The organism is Serratia sp. BIGb0234 (assembly GCF_024809915.1).
Lineage (GTDB): Bacteria > Pseudomonadota > Gammaproteobacteria > Enterobacterales > Enterobacteriaceae > Serratia > Serratia liquefaciens.
Map to the genome: position 1 here is coordinate 240,463 of NZ_JANUEI010000005.1, position 18,631 is coordinate 259,093.

19 protein-coding genes and 3 tRNA genes are annotated in these 18,631 nt (G+C 55.8%); 6 read left to right on the forward strand and 16 right to left on the reverse strand.

Features of this window, described 5'->3' with window-relative positions:
- Window positions 1-88 precede the first annotated feature (88 nt).
- From M2407_RS19100 to M2407_RS19165, 14 genes are all read right to left on the reverse strand, one after another.
- Window positions 89-295 (reverse strand): hypothetical protein, encoded by a 207-nt coding sequence (locus M2407_RS19100; RefSeq protein WP_259218923.1) that lies wholly within the window; start codon window positions 293-295, stop codon window positions 89-91.
- Window positions 296-434: 139 nt separating this feature from the next.
- Entirely contained in the window at window positions 435-1,166 is a 732-nt protein-coding gene (gene deoD / locus M2407_RS19105) for a purine-nucleoside phosphorylase (RefSeq protein ID WP_020825118.1), read from the reverse strand.
- 111 nt (window positions 1,167-1,277) lie between these two features.
- Entirely contained in the window at window positions 1,278-2,501 is a 1,224-nt protein-coding gene (deoB, locus tag M2407_RS19110) for a phosphopentomutase (protein WP_020825117.1), read from the reverse strand.
- Window positions 2,502-2,570: 69 nt separating this feature from the next.
- Window positions 2,571-3,893 (reverse strand): thymidine phosphorylase, encoded by a 1,323-nt coding sequence (gene deoA, locus M2407_RS19115; protein ID WP_046374560.1) that lies wholly within the window; start codon window positions 3,891-3,893, stop codon window positions 2,571-2,573.
- Window positions 3,894-3,961: 68 nt separating this feature from the next.
- Window positions 3,962-4,741, reverse strand: coding sequence for a deoxyribose-phosphate aldolase (gene deoC / locus M2407_RS19120; protein WP_259218924.1), 780 nt, complete (start codon window positions 4,739-4,741; stop codon window positions 3,962-3,964).
- A gap of 366 nt (window positions 4,742-5,107) precedes the next feature.
- Window positions 5,108-6,385 (reverse strand): NupC/NupG family nucleoside CNT transporter, encoded by a 1,278-nt coding sequence (locus M2407_RS19125; RefSeq protein ID WP_048762894.1) that lies wholly within the window; start codon window positions 6,383-6,385, stop codon window positions 5,108-5,110.
- A 195-nt stretch (window positions 6,386-6,580) separates the two neighbouring features.
- On the reverse strand, window positions 6,581-7,357 hold the full coding sequence (locus M2407_RS19130) for a TatD family hydrolase (protein WP_115060173.1): 777 nt from the start codon (window positions 7,355-7,357) through the stop codon (window positions 6,581-6,583).
- Complete coding sequence (locus M2407_RS19135; protein WP_041414172.1) at window positions 7,354-8,475, reverse strand: patatin family protein; 1,122 nt, start codon at window positions 8,473-8,475, stop codon at window positions 7,354-7,356. The genes M2407_RS19130 and M2407_RS19135 overlap by 4 nt, the downstream gene beginning before the upstream one ends.
- A gap of 10 nt (window positions 8,476-8,485) precedes the next feature.
- Window positions 8,486-8,671: a hypothetical protein gene (locus tag M2407_RS19140; RefSeq protein WP_020825111.1), complete on the reverse strand. Its 186-nt coding sequence runs from the start codon at window positions 8,669-8,671 to the stop codon at window positions 8,486-8,488.
- A gap of 325 nt (window positions 8,672-8,996) precedes the next feature.
- The gene (locus tag M2407_RS19145) at window positions 8,997-9,158 is read right to left on the reverse strand and encodes a DUF1328 domain-containing protein (protein ID WP_004857650.1); all 162 of its coding nucleotides are present in this window, start codon (window positions 9,156-9,158) and stop codon (window positions 8,997-8,999) included.
- Between the two features lie 155 nt (window positions 9,159-9,313).
- On the reverse strand, window positions 9,314-9,928 hold the full coding sequence (gene osmY, locus M2407_RS19150; RefSeq protein ID WP_020825110.1) for a molecular chaperone OsmY: 615 nt from the start codon (window positions 9,926-9,928) through the stop codon (window positions 9,314-9,316).
- A 532-nt stretch (window positions 9,929-10,460) separates the two neighbouring features.
- Window positions 10,461-12,050 carry a peptide chain release factor 3 gene (prfC, locus tag M2407_RS19155; RefSeq protein WP_020825109.1) on the reverse strand — a complete coding sequence of 530 codons (1,590 nt, stop codon included), beginning with the start codon at window positions 12,048-12,050 and terminating at the stop codon, window positions 10,461-10,463.
- 170 nt (window positions 12,051-12,220) lie between these two features.
- Window positions 12,221-12,664, reverse strand: coding sequence for a ribosomal protein S18-alanine N-acetyltransferase (gene rimI, locus M2407_RS19160; RefSeq protein WP_020825108.1), 444 nt, complete (start codon window positions 12,662-12,664; stop codon window positions 12,221-12,223).
- The gene (locus M2407_RS19165; RefSeq protein ID WP_020825107.1) at window positions 12,609-13,046 is read right to left on the reverse strand and encodes a DNA polymerase III subunit psi; all 438 of its coding nucleotides are present in this window, start codon (window positions 13,044-13,046) and stop codon (window positions 12,609-12,611) included. The genes rimI and M2407_RS19165 overlap by 56 nt, the downstream gene beginning before the upstream one ends.
- A 281-nt stretch (window positions 13,047-13,327) precedes the next feature.
- On the opposite strand from M2407_RS19165, the gene rsmC reads away from it, so the two are divergent.
- Window positions 13,328-14,371, forward strand: a complete 1,044-nt coding sequence (rsmC, locus tag M2407_RS19170) for a 16S rRNA (guanine(1207)-N(2))-methyltransferase RsmC (RefSeq protein WP_046374563.1) — start codon at window positions 13,328-13,330, stop codon at window positions 14,369-14,371.
- Between the two features lie 61 nt (window positions 14,372-14,432).
- Here the strand turns inward: rsmC and M2407_RS19175 are convergent, their stop codons facing one another.
- Window positions 14,433-15,425: an aldo/keto reductase gene (locus M2407_RS19175; protein ID WP_259218925.1), complete on the reverse strand. Its 993-nt coding sequence runs from the start codon at window positions 15,423-15,425 to the stop codon at window positions 14,433-14,435.
- Between the two features lie 132 nt (window positions 15,426-15,557).
- On the opposite strand from M2407_RS19175, the gene M2407_RS19180 reads away from it, so the two are divergent.
- The 4 genes from M2407_RS19180 to M2407_RS19195 all read left to right on the forward strand — a co-directional run bounded on the left by M2407_RS19180 (window position 15,558) and on the right by M2407_RS19195 (window position 16,913).
- Window positions 15,558-16,502 carry a LysR family transcriptional regulator gene (locus M2407_RS19180; protein ID WP_046374565.1) on the forward strand — a complete coding sequence of 315 codons (945 nt, stop codon included), beginning with the start codon at window positions 15,558-15,560 and terminating at the stop codon, window positions 16,500-16,502.
- A gap of 72 nt (window positions 16,503-16,574) precedes the next feature.
- Window positions 16,575-16,661 (forward strand) — tRNA-Leu (locus M2407_RS19185).
- 34 nt (window positions 16,662-16,695) lie between these two features.
- Window positions 16,696-16,782 (forward strand) — tRNA-Leu (locus tag M2407_RS19190).
- 44 nt (window positions 16,783-16,826) lie between these two features.
- Window positions 16,827-16,913 (forward strand) — tRNA-Leu (locus tag M2407_RS19195).
- An 85-nt stretch (window positions 16,914-16,998) separates the two neighbouring features.
- Here the strand turns inward: M2407_RS19195 and M2407_RS19200 are convergent.
- Window positions 16,999-17,283: a DUF1435 domain-containing protein gene (locus M2407_RS19200; RefSeq protein WP_020825103.1), complete on the reverse strand. Its 285-nt coding sequence runs from the start codon at window positions 17,281-17,283 to the stop codon at window positions 16,999-17,001.
- A gap of 263 nt (window positions 17,284-17,546) precedes the next feature.
- Here M2407_RS19200 and M2407_RS19205 point away from each other — a divergent pair, with 263 nt between their 5' ends.
- On the forward strand, window positions 17,547-18,620 hold the full coding sequence (locus tag M2407_RS19205; protein ID WP_020825102.1) for a GGDEF domain-containing protein: 1,074 nt from the start codon (window positions 17,547-17,549) through the stop codon (window positions 18,618-18,620).
- The last annotated feature ends 11 nt before the right edge of the window (window positions 18,621-18,631 follow it).

Below are 18,631 nucleotides of genomic sequence, written 5' to 3' on the forward strand. Positions count from 1 at the left end.
ATGTGTTCATTCAACCCTTGAACCTGCATCAACATCTGGTCGGCAAGACTACGGAATGCCTCGCTGATCAACTCATGCTGTGCCCTGCTCATCCACCTGATAGAGTGGAAAATACGTCTCCCCCCACGGCCCTGCGCAAGGCATAGCGAGTGGCTCGGCCTTTACCCATAGTCAGCACAGCTTCCGCCAACGCATGGATACGGCGCGACAGCGTCGGTTGGCTGATACTCAGCGCATCGGTGAGTGCTTTCGACGCGGCGGGCCCCTTACGCAGAACTTGCTCGAGGCTGGTCATAGATGAATAGAGGAGTGAATAGATTGATGAATAGAGTAATAGCGCTAATTACCTATAAGGTAAAGCATTTCAAGAAAATGAGGGGAGCACGATGAATAGATTAGCTGGGGCGCAGCAGAACGCTGCGCCCGCAGTATGATTAGGCTTTGTCGCCCAGCAGCACAGATTCCAGCGCGATAATGATCATTTCATTAAAGGTGGTTTGACGCTCTGCAGCGGTGGTCGCTTCATGACGCAGAATGTGGTCGGAGACGGTACAAATGGTCAGTGCCTTGGAACCGAACTCTTCGAACAGCTCAGCCGCCACGCCGTAGATACCGGCCGCTTCCATTTCCACGCCCAGGATGCCGTACTTCTTCATCACCTGGAACATATCCGGATCCGGCGTATAGAACAGATCAGCGGAGAAGATGTTGCCCACACGCGCCGGGATACCCTGCGCTGCTGCCGCGTCTACGGCATTACGCACCATATCGAAGTCGGCGATTGCCGCGTAGTCGTGATCCTTGAAACGCAGACGGTTTACTTTGGAATCGGTGCAAGCACCCATACCAATCACCACGTCACGCAGTTTGATATCGTCACGCACCGCGCCGCAAGAACCCACACGGATGATTTTCTTCACGCCGAATTCGGCAATCAGTTCACGCGCATAGATGGAGCAGGATGGGATACCCATACCGTGGCCCATTACGGAGATTCTGCGGCCCTTGTAGGTACCGGTGAAGCCCAGCATGCCACGCACGTTGTTCACTTCCACCGCGCCTTCCAGGAAAGTTTCCGCGATGTATTTTGCACGCAGCGGATCGCCCGGCATCAGTACTACGTCAGCGAAATCACCCATTTCAGCATTAATGTGCGGCGTAGCCATAATTATCTTCCTTCAGAAATCATATTTAATAAAAACATCAAACATCTAAGCCTTGAATTTCGAGTTGCAGCCAGGCGCGTAGCAACAACGCTGCGGCTTGAAATACGGGGCTTAGAGCATGGATTTACCGTAATCCATCGGTGACACGCCAAAGTAGCTGGCTACTGTCTGGCCGATGTCGGCGAAGGTTTCACGGTGGCCCAACGAACCTGGTTTCACTTTCGGACCGTAAATCAGGACCGGAATGTGCTCACGGGTGTGGTCGGTGCCCGGCCAGGTCGGGTCGCAGCCGTGGTCAGCGGTGAAGATAATGATATCTTCATCTTTCACCAGTTTCAGCAGTTCCGGCAGACGGCGGTCGAACAGCTCCAGCGCAGCGGCATAGCCCGCAACGTCGCGGCGGTGGCCGTAAGAGGAGTCAAAATCAACGAAGTTGGTGAACACGATGGTGTTGTCACCGGCTTTTTCCATTTCGGTCACGGTTGCGTCGAAAAGCGCGTCGATGCCGGTAGCCTTGACCTTTTTGGTGATGCCCACGTTGGCGTAGATATCGGCAATTTTACCGATCGACACCACTTCGCCGCCCTTCTCGTCCACCAGCTTTTTCAGCACGGTTGGCGCCGGTGGCTCTACGGCCAGATCGTGACGGTTACCAGTACGCTGGAAGTTGCCCGGCTTGTCGCCCAGGAATGGACGAGCGATCACGCGGCCAATGTTGTAACCGCCTTCGGTCAGCTCTTCACGGGCGATTTCACAGAGTTCATACAGACGATCCAGGCCGAAGGTCTCTTCGTGGCAGGCGATCTGGAATACCGAGTCGGCAGAGGTGTAGAAAATCGGCTTGCCGGTTTTCATGTGCTCTTCGCCCAGTTGGTCGAGGATCACGGTGCCGGATGAGTGGCAGTTACCGAGGTAGCCCGGCAGGTTAGCGCGCTCGACCAGCTTGTCCAGCAGCTCCTGCGGGAAGCTGTTGTGTTCGTCGCTGAAATAGCCCCAATCGAACAGTACCGGCACGCCGGCGATTTCCCAGTGGCCTGACGGCGTATCTTTACCGGAAGAGAGTTCGCTGGCGTAAGCATAGGCGCCGATGATGTCCGCGTTGCGATCCAACCCTTGCGGGAAGGTGCCGGTGGATTCTTCCGCGGCCTTGCCCAGGCCCAGACGGCTCAGGTTAGGCAGCGTCAACGGGCCCTGACGACCAACGTTGGCTTCACCGCGCGCGCAGACCTCGGCGATGTGACCCAGAGTGTCGGAACCCTTGTCGCCAAAACGCTCGGCATCTTCGCTCGCGCCAATACCGAATGAGTCTAATACCATAATAAATGTACGTTTCATCATGCTCTCCTGCGTGTTTTCACGCTGTGGGCGACAGCGAAAAGGCCGCTGCCGCTCCTGATTCGTTAATTATTCCGTGATGCGCTTATAGACTACTGGCGTCACTTCCGGCGCTTTGTCGCTCAGCACCATCGCACTGCGTACCGCTTCGGCCGCCTGCTGCCAAGTCTCTTCGTCGTTGGCATGGATCACCGCCAGCGGCTGCTGGGTATCCACTTTGTCGCCCAGGCGCGCCATCTCAGTCAGACCCACGCTGTAGTCGATGCTGTCGGTTGCACGGCGACGACCGCCGCCCAGGGACACCACCGCCATGCCCAATGCACGGGTATCCATTGCACTGATGATACCTTTTTTCTCAGCGTAAACCGGCTTGCTGAGGGTTGCGGCAGGCAGATAGCTGTCGTAGCGCTCGACGAAATCGGTCGGGCCCTGCTGTGCAGCGACCATACGGCCAAACACTTCTGCCGCTTTACCATTGTCCAGCACTGCCTGCAGTTTGGCACGCGCATCGGCATCATCTTTCGCCAGGCCACCGGAAAGCAGCATTTCCACGCACAGCGCCATCGTCACTTCCAGCAGGCGCGGGTTGCGGTATTCGCCGGTCAGGAAGCGCACGGCTTCGCGAACTTCCACGGCGTTACCGGCGCTGGAGGCCAGCACCTGGTTCATGTCGGTCAGCAGCGCGGTGGTTTTGCAGCCGGCGCCGTTGGCCACGCCAACAATCGCCTGCGCCAAATCGGCCGACAGTGCGTAGGTTGGCATAAAGGCACCGGAACCGACTTTGACGTCCATCACCAACGCATCCAGGCCTTCCGCCAGCTTCTTCGCCAGAATAGAGGCGGTGATCAGCGGAATGGAATCTACGGTAGCAGTGATATCACGGGTCGCGTAGAAGCGTTTGTCCGCCGGTGCCAGCGAGCTGGTTTGGCCGATAATCGCCACGCCCACGTCCTGTATAATTTTGCGGAAGGCATTGTCGTCCGGGAAGATATTAAAGCCCGGGATCGCTTCCAGCTTGTCCAGCGTACCGCCGGTATGGCCCAAACCACGGCCTGAGATCATCGGCACATAGCCGCCGCAAGCCGCCACCATCGGGCCCAGCATCAGCGAAGTGACATCGCCCACGCCGCCGGTGGAGTGCTTGTCGACCAGTGGCCCGTTCAGTGACAGGCTTTTCCAGTCCAGCACGGTACCGGAATCACGCATTGCCATGGTCAGCGCCACGCGCTCCGGCATGGTCATATCGTGGAAATAAATGGTCATCGCCAGCGCGGCAATTTGACCTTCTGAAACGACGTTGTCACGGATACCATTGATGAAAAAGCGAATTTCTGCTTCGCTCAACGGCTGACCGTCACGTTTCTTACGGATAATTTCTTGGGCCAGGAACAAAGCGTCCCCCTGTTTTAGCTAGAGTAGAGTGCAGGCCGGCGATTATCTCGCCTTGCCGACGTAATCGTTCAGTAACCGCTGCCGGACTGCCCGGCACTGTGGCCCAGCGTCGTCAGCAGGCTGGCTAACAGACTGGAAGCCCCGAAGCGGAAATGACGCGCATCGGCCCAACCTTCGCCCAGAATACGATCGGCAAGTTGCAGATAATGCAGCGCGTCTTCCGCTGTGCGTACGCCACCGGCCGGCTTGAAGCCCACCGTTTTGGCAACGCCAAGATCGCGGATCACCGACATCATCAGCTCGGCGCTTTCGAGCGTCGCGTTGACCGGCACTTTACCGGTAGAGGTTTTGATAAAGTCAGCGCCGGCGTTGATGGCGATTTCCGATGCTTTACGGATCAGACTGGCCTGCTTGAGCTCACCGGTTTCAATGATCACTTTCAACAGCACGTTGGCGGCCTGGCAAGCCTGCTTGCACTGTTTGACCAGTTCAAAACCCACCTGCTCGTTACCGGCGAGCAGCGCGCGGTAAGGGAACACCACGTCCACCTCATCGGCGCCATAGGCGATAGCCGCGCGCGTTTCCGCCAGCGCGATTTCAATATCGTCATTGCCATGCGGGAAATTGGTGACGGTCGCAATGCGGATGTCCGGCGTCCCCTGCTCACGCAGAGCCTTGCGCGCCACCGGGATAAAACGCGGGTAAATACAGATGGCCGCCGTATGGCCGGCCGGGCTATTGGCCTGACGACACAGCGCGATCACTTTTTCATCGGTGTCATCGTCGTTCAGCGTGGTCAAATCCATTAAGGTCAGCGCACGTTGCGCTGCTGCGGTTAATTCGGTCATAAAACTCTCCAACTGAGTACCTGGGTGTTGGCGAGCGGACTTGGTTCCTTGAAGATAGCGCTGGGGAACGGGTTCCCACCGCGGCAACTGAGATCCTTCTCACCGCACATAACCCTTCGCATCGCGCAGGGTCAGTAATAGCTATTTGAACACGATCGCCGGGGGCAATTCGCGCTCAGGGTCACACTATATGAAATAACACTGTAACAGGCCGGAATTATATGTGAAGAACATCACAAAATAACGCGATATCGTTCACAAATTCGCTAAAGAAACGGACGCGGGCACGGCACGCTGCGCCCGTCTTAGAGTATAGGCGGTGTCCTGCAATAGGGCTCGCGGCGCTATCACAGGACAGAACCGGGGTTACAGCGCCAGGAAGAACCCGGCGATGGTCGCACTCATCAGGTTGGAGAGCGTACCCGCAGCCACGGCTTTCAGGCCGAAGCGCGCGATGTCATGACGACGGTTCGGCGCCATGCTGCCCAGACCACCGAGCAGGATCGCCACCGACGACAGGTTGGCAAAGCCGCACAGCGCAAAGGAGATGATCGCCTTGGTGTGCGCCGACAGCACCTGCAGCCCTTCTGCCGCCACCACGTCGTCCGGACGCAGATAAGCACCGAAGTTCATGTAGGCGACGAATTCGTTAACGATAATCTTCTGGCCAATAAACGAGCCGGCCGCCATCGCTTCATGCCAAGGCACGCCGATCAGGAAGGCGATCGGTGAGAATACCCAGCCAAGTATCAGTTCCAGCGACAGCTGCGGATAATCGAACCAGCCGCCGACACCGCCAAGAATGCCGTTCAGCAAAGCGATCAACGCGATAAACGCCAACAGCATCGCGCCGACGTTCAGCGCCAGCTGCATGCCGGAAGCCGCACCTGAAGCTGCCGCATCGATCACGTTGGCCGGGCGTTCATCTTCTGCGATCAATTTCATCGCGTCGTCTTTATCGTGGGTTTTTTCGGTTTCCGGCACCATCAGCTTGGCGAACAGCAAGCCACCCGGAGCAGCCATAAATGAAGCGGCGATCAGGTATTCCAGCGGCACCCCCATCTGGGCATAACCTGCCAATACGGAACCGGCTACCGAGGCCAGGCCACCGCACATCACGGTAAACAGCTCAGACTGGGTCATGGTGGCGATATACGGGCGCACCACCAGCGGGGCCTCGGTTTGGCCGACGAAAATATTGGCGGTCGCCGACAGTGATTCGGTCCGTGAGGTACCCAGCAGCTTTTGCAAGCCACCGCCCAACACGCGGATCACCAATTGCATGATACCGAGGTAATACAGTACCGCAATCAGCGAGGAGAAGAACACGATCACCGGCAGTACGCGCAGCGCGAACACAAAACCGCCGCCGCCGAAGACTTCAAACATCTTGTCGGAAACCAGGCCACCGAAGATGAAGGAGATCCCCTGGTTGCCGTAGGCGATCACGTTAGCCACGCCCGCCGACATGCCGCCGAGAATCGCGCGACCAACTGGAACGTACAGCACCAGCGCGCCGATGGCGACCTGAAGAACAAATGCCCAAATAACGGTGCGCAGGTTAATCGCGCGGCGGTTGCTGGAGAGCAGCACCGCAATGGCGATCAGCACCGCCATGCCGACCAGGCTCATGATGAGTTGCATGCAAAGTATCCCTGTTGCGAAAAAGAAATGCATCCCTGTCAGAGAGGAACACGGGGCTGCTTTAGAGTAATTTCGGGGAGCGATTATACGGAGCGAGGTACCCCTCGTACCGATTTATGTCACAAATGCATACAACAGGAAGCAAATGAAAATCTTATAACGTGAGCATCATCACAGTTATGGCGGGTTAGACACCTAAAGGGTAAACAGGGCGTGAGTGTTGTGTTGCAACTGGGCGGCAATATCCTCGGCTGACTCGGGGCGCAAGCGGCACAGTTCCTGGAAAACTTCGGCGGCACGTTCAGGGCGGTTGGGCTGCCCCTGGTAACCGGCCAGCGGCATGTCCGGCGCATCGGTTTCCAACAGCAAGGAGGTCAACGGCAATTGAGCCATCACGCTACGGGTTTTCTGCGCCCGCTCATAGCTGATGGTGCCCCCCACGCCAATGTAATAGCCCAGGCGGATAAACGCCTGCGCCTGCGACAGGCTACCGGCAAAACCATGTACGACGCCACGGCGTGGCACTTCGCTACGACGCAGCATTGCCGCCAGCTGATCGTGGCTGCGGCGGGAATGCAGGATCACCGGCAGATCGTGTTCTTTAGCCAGTTTCAACTGGGCCTTCAATACCCGCTGTTGCCGTTCGAACTGCGGGTTCTCCATATACAGATCCAGACCAATCTCCCCCACCGCCACCAGCTTCTGAGGTCGGCTGGCCAGAAAACCCGCCAACTGTTCAAGCTCCGCTTCCTGATGCTGGGCAATATACAGCGGGTGCAGCCCTAGGGCTGCGAACAACGGCGGATAGTCGCGCGCCAGTTTTACCACCCGCGCAAAGCGGTCGGCAGTTACCGTCGGCACGATAATTCGCCTTACGCCCGCCCGTTCGGCCAACGCCAGGCTTTCAAGCTCCTGCCCGCTGAACGGCGGGAAATCGAAGTGGCAGTGGGTATCGGTGAAATCTGGGGTCACAGCAACCCCCCTTCACCCGGGGGTACGTCACCCGGCAAAATAATCTCTCTCGCGGCCAGATTGGGCTCCGGCTGCGTGGAAAGTTCGCGCGGGTGTGCCACGTCGGTGATGATCGGCGAAGGCATAACGACATTCTCAGGCTGGATCAAACGGCGCGACAGCGCCTTTTTCACCTTCATACCGTCCAGTTTGTCCTGCTCGACCAGCCAGTGCCCGACGGTCGCCAGGAAATAGCGCCCGCAGCGGCGCCCCAGATGATAATCCTGATTGAGCGACGTCAGCCGGCTGCCCAAGGCATTGCTGGCCAGCGGCTTCGGCGGGAAAATTTCAAAGATGCGCAGCTTGCCGGGCGGCTTCTCAATGAATTGCTGAATGCGGTGATAGCTTTGTTCGTGGTGTTGAAGGATGCGCACCATCTGCTGCAGGCTGCTTTCGCTCAGCCAGTGCTCCATGCGCTTCATCCACTGCGGGGTGTAATACATCTGCGAAGGCACGGTACGGATCACCACGATGGTGTCCGCGCCACGGCGATAGGCCTCTTCGACTGGGATCGCATCGCTGATGCCACCGTCCTGATAGCTGACGCCGTCCAAATCCACGCCCATACGGTAAAAACCCGGAATGGCGCTGGATGCCTTGATCGCCGGCAACCAGCTGGCACGCTGCGCCGGCAGGTAAGTGGGTTCAAAGTCATCGCTGCGGCAGGCGCACATCAGGAATTCACGGCCATCGATCAGGTGTTTTTCCGCCACGTCCATTGCCAGCGGCAGCTGTTGCGACGTAGTGTCGATCAGCCAGTCGAGATCGATCAAATGCCCGCCACGCACAAAGCGCAGCGGGTTAAAGAATTCAGCGGAGGTGGTGTAACGGGTGATCACCCGCCGCGCATAGCCCATCTGGCCACAAATAAAGGCCGAGAGATTTTGCGCGCCGGCAGAAGTGCCGATCATCAGATCAAAAGGATTAAAGCGGGCACGCTGAAACTCGTCCAGCACGCCGGCGGTAAAAATGCCGCGCTGCCCGCCCCCTTCACATACCAGCGCCATTTTGCCGGGCCGGTAAGGTTTATACGCCAGCGGTTCTATATTGCCGAGCGTGATGGGTATTCTGTATCCCAACCCTGCATCCTCAGTGAGACGTTTTACCCGAGGATACCTCGTCTTGCTCTCTTCCGTAATCCTCTTGCAGTATGCCAGAGAGGCAGTCATTGCTTCCCATCAGCCAGATGCAGTCATTGTCGGACCACTCCGCCAATGCCTGACACACCCGGCCCTTCAACTGTTTCCAGCGTCCGAGGATGATGTCGCTATTCATGACTGACCTCCCTGGGGTGAGAAAAGGAATTAAGCTTTGTTACACTTTGAGAGAAACAAGGCTGTGTCCCGTAATAGTGCGTGAGCTCCGCTGGCGGTCATTTGGACGCGCAACAAGGCACGGGTCGTGAGGTTTGGTGGGCCAAATAAACGGCTCGTAACACAGGGGCGCGTTCAAATGGCCCCAGCCCTTCGGGTCGCGCCCCAAAAAGCCCGTACTCCGCGTTGTCGGGCTTGAACGTAGGCCCACTATGCTCATCACCCTCCGCCTTGATTACGGGCTTTTTGGGTCTGCGACGGCGCCACGACCTATTGCGGGACGCAGCCTATGGACGTCGGCGGCCGGTAAACAGGCTGACCAGGAACAGAATGATCCCCACGACGAAGACGATTTTTGCAGCCCAGGCGGCGGTACCCGCCAGAGAGCCGAAACCTAACGCAGCAGCAATCAGTGCGATGACTAAAAAGATAATGCCCCAACGAAACATAAGCTTCTCCTTACCATAGTGAAAAAACACATCGCAACCTGTGCCCTTTTCAGGCTCATCCAGGTTGCCGGTCAGTTTCTTTTTTTGATGGTGCTTCCTGGGTTAACCTTTCAGCCAACCCAGGATTTGGTGCTTATTGTTGCTCGTACTAAAACTTACGGCTTAACTACCAGGTCGTTTTTAACGCTTTTCACGCCGTCGATCGCTTTGGCGATGCTTTCTGCACGCTCAGACTGGGCCTGAGTTTTCACTTCACCGGAAAGCTGTACCACACCATCAGTGGTTTCCACTTTCACGTTGCGTGAAGGCACGATGTCATCGGCCAGCAGTTTGGCTTTCAGTTCACTGGTGGTCGCAGTGTCACCGGCATAAGCCTTCACGGACTGTTTGCTTTCGTCTTTCACGTGCAGCTTGTCGCTGACGGATTTGACGCCTTCCACTTTACCGGCCACTTCAACCGCATGCTCGGCCTGCGCCTGGCTGCCGACAAAACCGCTCAGGGTGACGGTACCTTTTTCCGTTTTCACCGAGATATCGCTGCTGGTAATGGTTTTGTCATCCACCAGCGCACTTTTAACTTTAGCCGTTGTTGCGCTGTCATCCATGTAGCCGTCAACTTTTTTCATGGAGCTATCGATTTTGGCACCCGCGCTATCAGCGGCACTCGACGCTTTGTTGAGCAGCGTATCTTCAGCCAGCGCGCTGCCACTAACCAGAACGGAACCCAAAACAACAGCCATCAGTGATTGTGCAAATTTAGTATTTTTCATCGATCTCTTCCTTTGGTTATGGATCCAAAATGATTGCGGACCCTTCAGTCGCCATAACGCGACTCACTCAGTGAATACTTCACGATTTCTATACGTTCAAACATTCACGCTAAGACGATTGTTGCCACACCAGGAATATTGCAACGGCTGTGCCAACTTTAAAAAATCATTAAAAATCAATAACAAAATAAAAGTTGATTAATAATCGAACTAAAAACTGTCGCCTATTGACGACAACACCTGTCCGTTAAATCAAGGTTATAGCTATGTTATTGATATTAATAACATCACACTGTCTCTTATTGGCAACACTACCGAATAACTCGCTATTATCGCGGCAAAAAATAGTGAATTACGCTTACTGGCTAAATGATGCCCTATTAAATATAGACCATATGACAGAAAAAACAGGAAAGACCGGGCAAATGCTGGCGGATGCGAGGGAGACGAAACTGGTGAAGGAGATTTATTAATTAGCAGAATGGGGAGACGCAATATAACACAGGGCGCCCTAAGGCGCCCTGCTGTTCTGTTAGTGCTCGCGCGTTTTGCGGAACACCACTTCCGGATAGCGTTCCTGCGTCAGATTCAGGTTAACCATGGTAGGCGCGATGTAAGACAGGTTGTCCCCGCCGTCCAACGCCAGGTTAAGCTCGTTCTTACGCTTGAACTCCTCGAATTTCTTCACGTCGCTGCATTCCACCCAGCGCGCCGTAGAGACGTTGACCGACTCGTACAAGGCTTCGACGTTGTATTCGCTTTTCAGACGCGCAACTACCACGTCGAACTGCAGCACACCCACCGCGCCCACGATCAAGTCGTTGTTGGCGATTGGACGGAAGACCTGTACCGCCCCTTCTTCGGACAGCTGAACCAGACCCTTCAGCAGCTGTTTTTGCTTCAACGGATCGCGCAGACGAATACGGCGGAACAGCTCCGGTGCGAAGTTCGGGATACCGGTGAACTTCATGTCTTCACCCTGGGTGAAGGTATCGCCGATCTGAATGGTGCCGTGGTTATGCAGGCCAATGATATCGCCCGGATAGGCTTCTTCCACGTGCGAACGATCGCCCGCCATAAAGGTCAGCGCGTCGGAGATCACCACATCTTTACCGGTACGTACCTGGCGCAGCTTCATGCCTTTTTCGTAACGGCCAGACACCACGCGCATAAAGGCCACGCGGTCGCGGTGTTTTGGATCCATATTGGCCTGGATCTTGAACACGAAACCGGTGAATTTCTCTTCCGCAGCCACCACTTTACGGGTGTTGCTATCGCGCGGCATCGGCGCCGGCGCCCAGGCGACCAGACCGTCGAGCATGTGATCCACGCCGAAGTTACCCAGCGCGGTACCGAAGAAGACCGGGGTCAAATCGCCGCTCAGGAAGGCCTCATGATCGAACTCGTGCGAAGCGCCTTGCACCAGCTCCAGCTCTTCACGAAGCTGCGCGGCCAGATCTTCGCCCACCGCGGCGTCCAGCTCTGGGTTATCCAGGCCTTTGACAATGCGTACTTCCTGAATGGTGTGGCCTTTACCGGTCTGGTAGAGGTAGGTTTCATCCTTGTACAGATGATAAACCCCTTTAAACAACTTGCCGCAGCCGATAGGCCAGGTGATAGGCGAGCAGGCAATTTTCAGCTCACGCTCGACTTCGTCCATCACTTCCATCGGATCGCGGATATCGCGGTCCAATTTGTTCATAAAGGTCAGGATCGGCGTATCGCGCAGACGGGTTACTTCCATCAGCTTACGGGTACGATCTTCAACCCCTTTCGCGGCGTCGATCACCATCAGGCAGCAGTCGACGGCGGTCAGGGTACGATAAGTATCTTCGGAGAAGTCTTCGTGCCCTGGGGTATCCAGCAGGTTAACCAGGCATTCGCGATACGGGAACTGCATCACCGAGGTGGTGATTGAGATACCACGTTGCTTTTCCATTTCCATCCAGTCGGATTTGGCGTGCTGGTTTGAGCCACGGCCTTTTACCGTACCGGCGGTTTGGATCGCCTGTCCGAACAGCAACACCTTTTCGGTAATGGTGGTTTTACCGGCATCGGGGTGCGAGATGATGGCGAAAGTTCTTCTTTTCGAGACTTCGCGGGCAAATTCACTAGGAGACATGTTTTTCAGATTCTACAGTTAGTCCGCCCTGCGAAAGCATCAGAACGCGCCGCGCACGGCGCCAGGCAAAGCGGTAAATAAAAGATAATAGCCGGGCATTTTCGCTGATTTGTCAACCGGTGACAATCAATGCTTTTCCCGGCGGGAAGAAGTTAAAACCAAGACACCGGCTAAGCCAGCGGCAGTGCCATGACGATGGCGTCTTCACGCCCATTGGCGCTCGGATAGTAATTACGGCGGACGGTCACTTCGTTAAAGCCGAGATCTTCATACAACGCAATCGCCGCACGGTTGGAGGCGCGCACTTCCAGCCACAACGTGACCACGCCACGGGTTTCCAACTGTGCAATCAAGGCTTCCAGCAACTGACGGCCAAAGCCGCGACGCTGCCAGTCGGGGTGAATGGCGATGTTGAACAGCGTGGCCTCATCCAGCACGATCTGGGTAATGGCAAAGCCCGCCATCTGCCCGTCGGCGTCCAGTTTCAGGTTAAGATAACGATCGCCCTGATTGCTGGAAAAAGTGGCTTGCGTCCAGGGAAAGGCGTGACTGGCTTGCTCAATCTTGAAGGCCGTGGCCAGATCGGCCGCGGTCAGGGTAGAAATACTGTTCATGATGACAAATCTGCTGCCAGAGTGCGCGTTTGGCACCCGCATCGAGAGAAAGCTCGGCCAGCGCCGGGCTGTGTAGCTGTGCGCCGGCCACCGCGAGCGGCTCCGCAACGCCCAACCGCCAACTGTTGCATTCGGTATCTTCAGGCAGCATCGCCACCTGATCCGGCGTCAGGCCGTAGGTTTGCGCCGGGGTCAACCCCAGGCTGCGCAACACGTCGCAAAACAGCGGATCGTTATGCTCAGGCAGTGCCTGCGCTACGATCAGCAAACGCACTTCGGGCGGCAGGCTGACCGCTACTTCGCCCTGCAACACGCCCGGGCGGCGCAATGTCCACTGCGTAATACCCAGTTGTTGTAACAGCCAGTCGCGTTTTGATGCCATGCCGATTCCTGTCAGGATCTACCCGTTGTGGTGCGCCATGCCTGCCATGCGCTGCGCTATGCTAACAAACCCGCGCGGACTGCGCCAACATCCCCTTCATCTTTCAGGCTGCAGCGGCGTTGGCTTCCCTCGCTCATCCCAGTCACTGAGTTATCTCAGCTCCCGGGAACTCTCTCGATCCCCGCCTTGCTGGAGCCAGAAAGCTATTGGGCATAAACCCGTCGAACATATCGCCACAAAGCTCTATAATCCCCGGTCTAATTTCTAGGAGCCAAAACCTGATGTCTGCATTAACCCCCGCCAGTGAAGTCATGCTGCGCCACAGTGATGAGTTTATCGAACGCCGCGTTCTGTTTGCCGGTGACCTGCAGGACGCCCTGCCGGCCCAATTCGAGGCCGCGGATGTGCGTGTCCATACCCAGCAGTACCATCACTGGCAGTTACTGAACCGGGCGATGGGCGAAAACGTGCAGTTCGGGCTGACCGTGGACGCTGCGTTTGTCGCCGAGTGCGATACGCTGATCTACTATTGGCCGAAGAGCAAACAGGAAGCGCAATTCCAACTGTGCAACATTCTGGCGCTGCTGCCGGTCGGCGCAGAAGTGTTCGTAGTCGGTGAAAACCGCAGCGGCGTACGCAGTGCCGACCAGATGGTGGAAGACTATGCCACACTGGTGAAAATCGACAGCGCCCGCCGCTGTGGCCTGTATCACGGCCGTCTGGATACGCAGACCGAATTCAACCTGGAAGACTGGTGGGAAAGCTATCAGCTGCACGATCTGGAAGTGAAAACCCTGCCGGGCGTGTTCAGCCGCGACGGGCTGGACGTTGGCAGCTCACTGCTGCTGTCGACCCTGGAAAAACACATGAAAGGCAAGGTGCTGGACGTAGGCTGCGGTGCCGGCGTGATGGCTTCCGTGCTGTCCAAACTGTCGCCGAAGATGAAGCTGACCCTCAGCGACGTCAACGCCGCCGCCGTGGAGTCCAGCCGGGCTACGCTTGCCGCCAACGGCATTGAAGGCGAAGTGATCGTCAGTAACGTCTATTCCGACATTACCGGCCGTTTCGACCTGATCATTTCCAACCCGCCGTTCCATGATGGCCTGCAAACCAGCCTGACCGCAGCAGAAACCCTGATCCGCGGGGCGTTGAAACACCTGCCGATCGGCGGCCGTCTGCGCATCGTGGCCAACGCCTTCCTGCCGTATCCGGACATCCTGGACGCCACCTTCGGCAGCCATGAAGTGCTGGCACAAAACGGCCGCTTCAAGGTGTACCAGGCGACCGTAGCCCGTGCGCCGCGCGATACCAAGAAAAAGAAGTAACGGCGACCCGCTAACGCGTCGCCGTATCAGGGCGCAGCGTTTACACGCTGCGCCCTTTTTATTAGCCGTTGATATAGGTCATCGACTCTGCACCGTAGCGTGCCCCTGCCGCGGCCTGCAGGGGGAACACCGCCTCAATGGCCGCCAGTTCGGCAGCGCTGAGCGTCAATTCGGTCGCTGCGATATTCTCTTCCAGATAGCGACGGCGTTTGGTACCAGGGATCGGGACAATGTGCTCACCCTGCGCCAACACCCAGGCTAACGCCAACTGCGACGGCGCAACGCCTTTCTGCTTAGCCAGCTCGGTCACTTTTTCCACCAGCGCCAGATTGCGTGCAAAGTTTTCCCCCTGAAAACGCGGGTTGCTGCGACGGAAATCGTCAGCGTCCAGATCTTCTGGCCGTTGGATCGCTCCGGTCAGAAAACCGCGCCCCAGCGGGCTATAGGGAACAAACCCAATGCCCAGGCGTTCACAGGCCGCCAATACGCCCTGCTCGGCATCGCGTGTCCACAATGAATACTCAGTTTGCAGCGCCGTAATCGGGTGAACTTTATGCGCTCGCTCCAGCGTGGCGACCGAAGCTTCGCTTAGCCCGATATAACGGATTTTTCCTTCGCTAATCAGGTCCGCCATCGTACCTACCACCTCTTCAATCGGCACTTCAGGATCGACGCGGTGCTGGTAATAAAGATCAATCACCTCGACCCCGAGACGCTTCAGGCTGCCCTCCACCGATCGGCGGATGTACTCCGGTCGGCTGCTGACGCCCCGCGCTGCAGGGTTGGCCGGATCGCGCACAATGCCAAACTTGGTGGCCAGAAAGACCTGCGGCCGCTTGCCCTTGATCGCTTTGCCAATCAGCTGTTCGTTGGTATGCGGGCCGTACATGTCGGCGGTATCCAGCAGAGTGACGCCCAACTCCAGCGCACGGTGCAGCGTGGCGATAGCTTCTTGTTCATCGTGAGCGGTCGAATAAAAATCACTCATCCCCATGCAGCCTAACCCCAGAGCGGAAACCAGCGGGCCAGTGGGACCTAATTTGCGTTGTTGCATTGTGTTGCCCTCTTGCGGTTTTTATCAGCGAAGATGCTGATGCAACAGAGTCTGGTTGTTTCGCCTAAAAAGATAAATAATGCAGATTGCTCATCACTGTTCATAAATCACTAACAATACGGAGCGGGCAAGATGGATCAGATCCAGGCCATGCGCATTTTTACCCGTATCGTCGAACTGGGCAGTTTCAGTCGGGCGGCGGAACGCCTGCAGTTACCGCGCGCCACGGTCAGCAATGCCGTTAAGCGGCTGGAGCAGCGCCTCGGTGTGCGCTTGCTGCTGCGCACCACCCGTCAGGTACAGGTGACCAGCGAAGGCACCCTCTATTACCAGCGTTGCGTACAGTTGCTGGGCGCACTGGAAGAGGCGGACACCTTGTTCAGCCACCAAAAACTGCAGCCTTCCGGCAAAGTGCGTATCGATATGCCCCATTCGCTGGCGCGCGAAATCGTTATTCCGGCATTGGATGACTTTTACCGGCGCTACCCGGATCTGACCCTGGCATTGGGTGCCAACGACACCCACGTGGATTTACTGCGTGATGGAGTAGACTGCGTGCTGCGTGCCTGGGAAACCGAAGATGACAGCCTGGTGGCACGCCGCATTGCCATGTTGCCACAGCTGACCTGCGCCTCCCCTGCCTACCTGGCGGCGTTCGGCGTGCCGCAGTCGATTGACCAGCTACAGCAGCACCAGGCGGTAGGTTATTTTTCCCTCACCAGCAACCGGGATTATCCGCTGGAGTTTTGCCGCAACGGCAAAGTGGAATTGCGCGAATTGCCCGCCAAACTGAGCGTCAGCGGGGCTGATGCCTACACCAGCGGCTGCCGCGCCGGCATGGGGCTGATACAGGCAGCGCATTATTCGCTGGCACCCTGGCTGCAGAAAGGAGAATTGGTCGAAGTGTTGGCAGAAACCCCGCCACCGCCGATGCCCATTTACGTCATGTATCCCCCCGGCCGTTTCCTTGCGCCACGGGTCAGGGTGTTGATTGACTGGCTGATTTGGCTGTTTGAACGCTATCAGTCACCCAAAACGGACGTTTTTCCAGCAAACGCCCGCAAACAGGGGAAATAACTATTGACGTACCCGCCAAAATCTCTAGAATTCGCCTCCGTGGTAACGTTACTCCGGTAATGTATCTGGTATGCGAAGGTGGCGGAATTGGTAGACGCGCTAGCTTCAGGTGTTAGTGTCCTTACGGACGTGAGGGTTCAAGTCCCTCTCTTCGCACCAAATAACCACATGATTTATATTGCACAGCATCAATGCGAAGGTGGCGGAATTGGTAGACGCGCTAGCTTCAGGTGTTAGTGTTCTTACGGACGTGAGGGTTCAAGTCCCTCTCTTCGCACCAAGCTGGTGATATAAATCGAAAGCAAAACAAAGATTATCGGCTGTGCGAAGGTGGCGGAATTGGTAGACGCGCTAGCTTCAGGTGTTAGTGTTCTTACGGACGTGAGGGTTCAAGTCCCTCTCTTCGCACCAATCGATAAATCTCTTCGGAAGCCCTCCCCAAAGCTATTCCCAATCGAAACGATAACCAACACGCGATAGCGTGATTTTTGCGTTTTTATCCCAGATTAAAATTCAGGCTGATCGCCGCCAATCCCCCAGCCAATGCCATACAGGAAGGCAGCAGCAGGTAATGCCGCCAGCGGCTGTTGAACAACATCACCAGCGTCGCCAGCATGGCGATCACAATCAGCGTACGCAGTTGCATCATATCCAGGTTGATCAATGCCAGTAACGGCATTAAAGCGCAGGGCAACAAAACGCCCCAGGCGCTGGCCAGCCGATTGCCCAGGCACCAACTGACGCCCCACAACCCACACGCGGTAATCATGGCTGCAATCATGATAACCCTACCCTTCAAGTGATAATGATAACCAATATCATATAACACTTTTTTTCACTGCGCATCATTTTCGCCGCAACCACCAAACGCGGATGACATAACGGTGTAAAAATGATAGTTTGCCATAAGAAAATTCTTAGTCTTATTCGCATGTTAATAATCACAATCAACAACCATACAATGCGAATGTTTAATTCACGCCGATAGAATTTTTCGCCACCTTAATTTTTCGACAGATCGATATTGTGAAGAGTGAACTCCGTATGAACGCGCGTTCTTATCAGGAACTGCTGAACAGCAAACACCGCTTATCATTATTTTTATTTTTGTTAATGAACGCGGCCTCTTCCATATTTACATTATTGGTCCCATTTAATGACAAGCCAGCTTTTACCCTACCTTTATTAGGTATACCGATATTTTGTCTGGTGGCGCTGTTATTTACCTTGCAGTCTCCACGGTTATACGTCAAAAAATTGAATCTATTTTCCTGCGTGCTTGGCCTGCTGTGGGCTGCCCATATTTACGTTAAAAGTCAGTACTGTGCGCCGAACAACCAAAGTTTTCTATTAATTAGTCTGTTCAGTATGTTTTTTATCAGCGCCATTGCCTTAACCGATAACTTTATCGCTTTTTGCCTGCACGCCGTGCCTTCCGCCCTGGTTATTCTATTACTGGACGGTATGCACAATACCACCAGGATCGTATTCACCACGGTATTGCCGATTATCGCATTCTCTATTCATCATCTGATGCTCAAACGCAGCGAACTTTTTACCCAAACGCTGGTAGCCAATCTGTATAACGAACGGGACCGGTTCAGCAATTTGAGCATGATCGATCCCTTAACCGGGCTTTATAACCGCCGGGGACTGGAAAATAAAATCAATATGCTGACGGTACCGCCGTCGGGTTGTCATTTCGTGGTGTTACTCGATATCGACCATTTCAAGGCTTATAACGATAACTATGGTCATACCATGGGCGATCAGGCGCTGGTGCAGGTTGCCATCACCATCCGCGATTCGGTGCGTTCTCGAGATATTGTGGTGCGCTACGGCGGGGAAGAGTTTCTGGTGCTGCTGACCAACGTCAGCGAGGATTACGCCACCCAGTTGGCCGAACGGGTGCGGCTGCGGGTGCAAGGATTAAAAATCCCCCATCGCTTCAACCAGTTGGAAAGCACCACTGTGACGCTCAGCGCCGGGATCTCCGCCTTGGACAAGCTTGACGTGTCCTCGGCGATCCGTGCGGCCGATGCCGCCTTGTATCAGGCGAAAAACAACGGCCGCAATAATATTCAGTTGGCGCCTAGCGTGCAGCCCGCCGCTGTCTGAGCCGGCGGGCC

Bases quoted from the DNA above. Each gene is read 5' to 3' on its own strand.
- M2407_RS19100 (WP_259218923.1), bottom strand. From the start codon at position 295: ATGACCAGCCTCGAGCAAGTTCTGCGTAAGGGGCCCGCCGCGTCGAAA.
- deoD (WP_020825118.1), bottom strand. From the start codon at position 1,166: ATGGCTACGCCGCACATTAATGCTGAAATGGGTGATTTCGCTGACGTA.
- deoB (WP_020825117.1), bottom strand. From the start codon at position 2,501: ATGAAACGTACATTTATTATGGTATTAGACTCATTCGGTATTGGCGCG.
- deoC (WP_259218924.1), bottom strand. From the start codon at position 4,741: ATGACCGAATTAACCGCAGCAGCGCAACGTGCGCTGACCTTAATGGAT.
- M2407_RS19125 (WP_048762894.1), bottom strand. From the start codon at position 6,385: ATGCAACTCATCATGAGCCTGGTCGGCATGGCGGTGCTGATCGCCATT.
- M2407_RS19140 (WP_020825111.1), bottom strand. From the start codon at position 8,671: ATGAATAGCGACATCATCCTCGGACGCTGGAAACAGTTGAAGGGCCGG.
- M2407_RS19145 (WP_004857650.1), bottom strand. From the start codon at position 9,158: ATGTTTCGTTGGGGCATTATCTTTTTAGTCATCGCACTGATTGCTGCT.
- osmY (WP_020825110.1), bottom strand. From the start codon at position 9,928: ATGAAAAATACTAAATTTGCACAATCACTGATGGCTGTTGTTTTGGGT.
- prfC (WP_020825109.1), bottom strand. From the start codon at position 12,050: ATGTCTCCTAGTGAATTTGCCCGCGAAGTCTCGAAAAGAAGAACTTTC.
- rimI (WP_020825108.1), bottom strand. From the start codon at position 12,664: ATGAACAGTATTTCTACCCTGACCGCGGCCGATCTGGCCACGGCCTTC.
- M2407_RS19165 (WP_020825107.1), bottom strand. From the start codon at position 13,046: ATGGCATCAAAACGCGACTGGCTGTTACAACAACTGGGTATTACGCAG.
- rsmC (WP_046374563.1), top strand. From the start codon at position 13,328: ATGTCTGCATTAACCCCCGCCAGTGAAGTCATGCTGCGCCACAGTGAT.
- M2407_RS19175 (WP_259218925.1), bottom strand. From the start codon at position 15,425: ATGCAACAACGCAAATTAGGTCCCACTGGCCCGCTGGTTTCCGCTCTG.
- M2407_RS19180 (WP_046374565.1), top strand. From the start codon at position 15,558: ATGGATCAGATCCAGGCCATGCGCATTTTTACCCGTATCGTCGAACTG.
- M2407_RS19200 (WP_020825103.1), bottom strand. From the start codon at position 17,283: ATGATTGCAGCCATGATTACCGCGTGTGGGTTGTGGGGCGTCAGTTGG.
- M2407_RS19205 (WP_020825102.1), top strand. From the start codon at position 17,547: ATGAACGCGCGTTCTTATCAGGAACTGCTGAACAGCAAACACCGCTTA.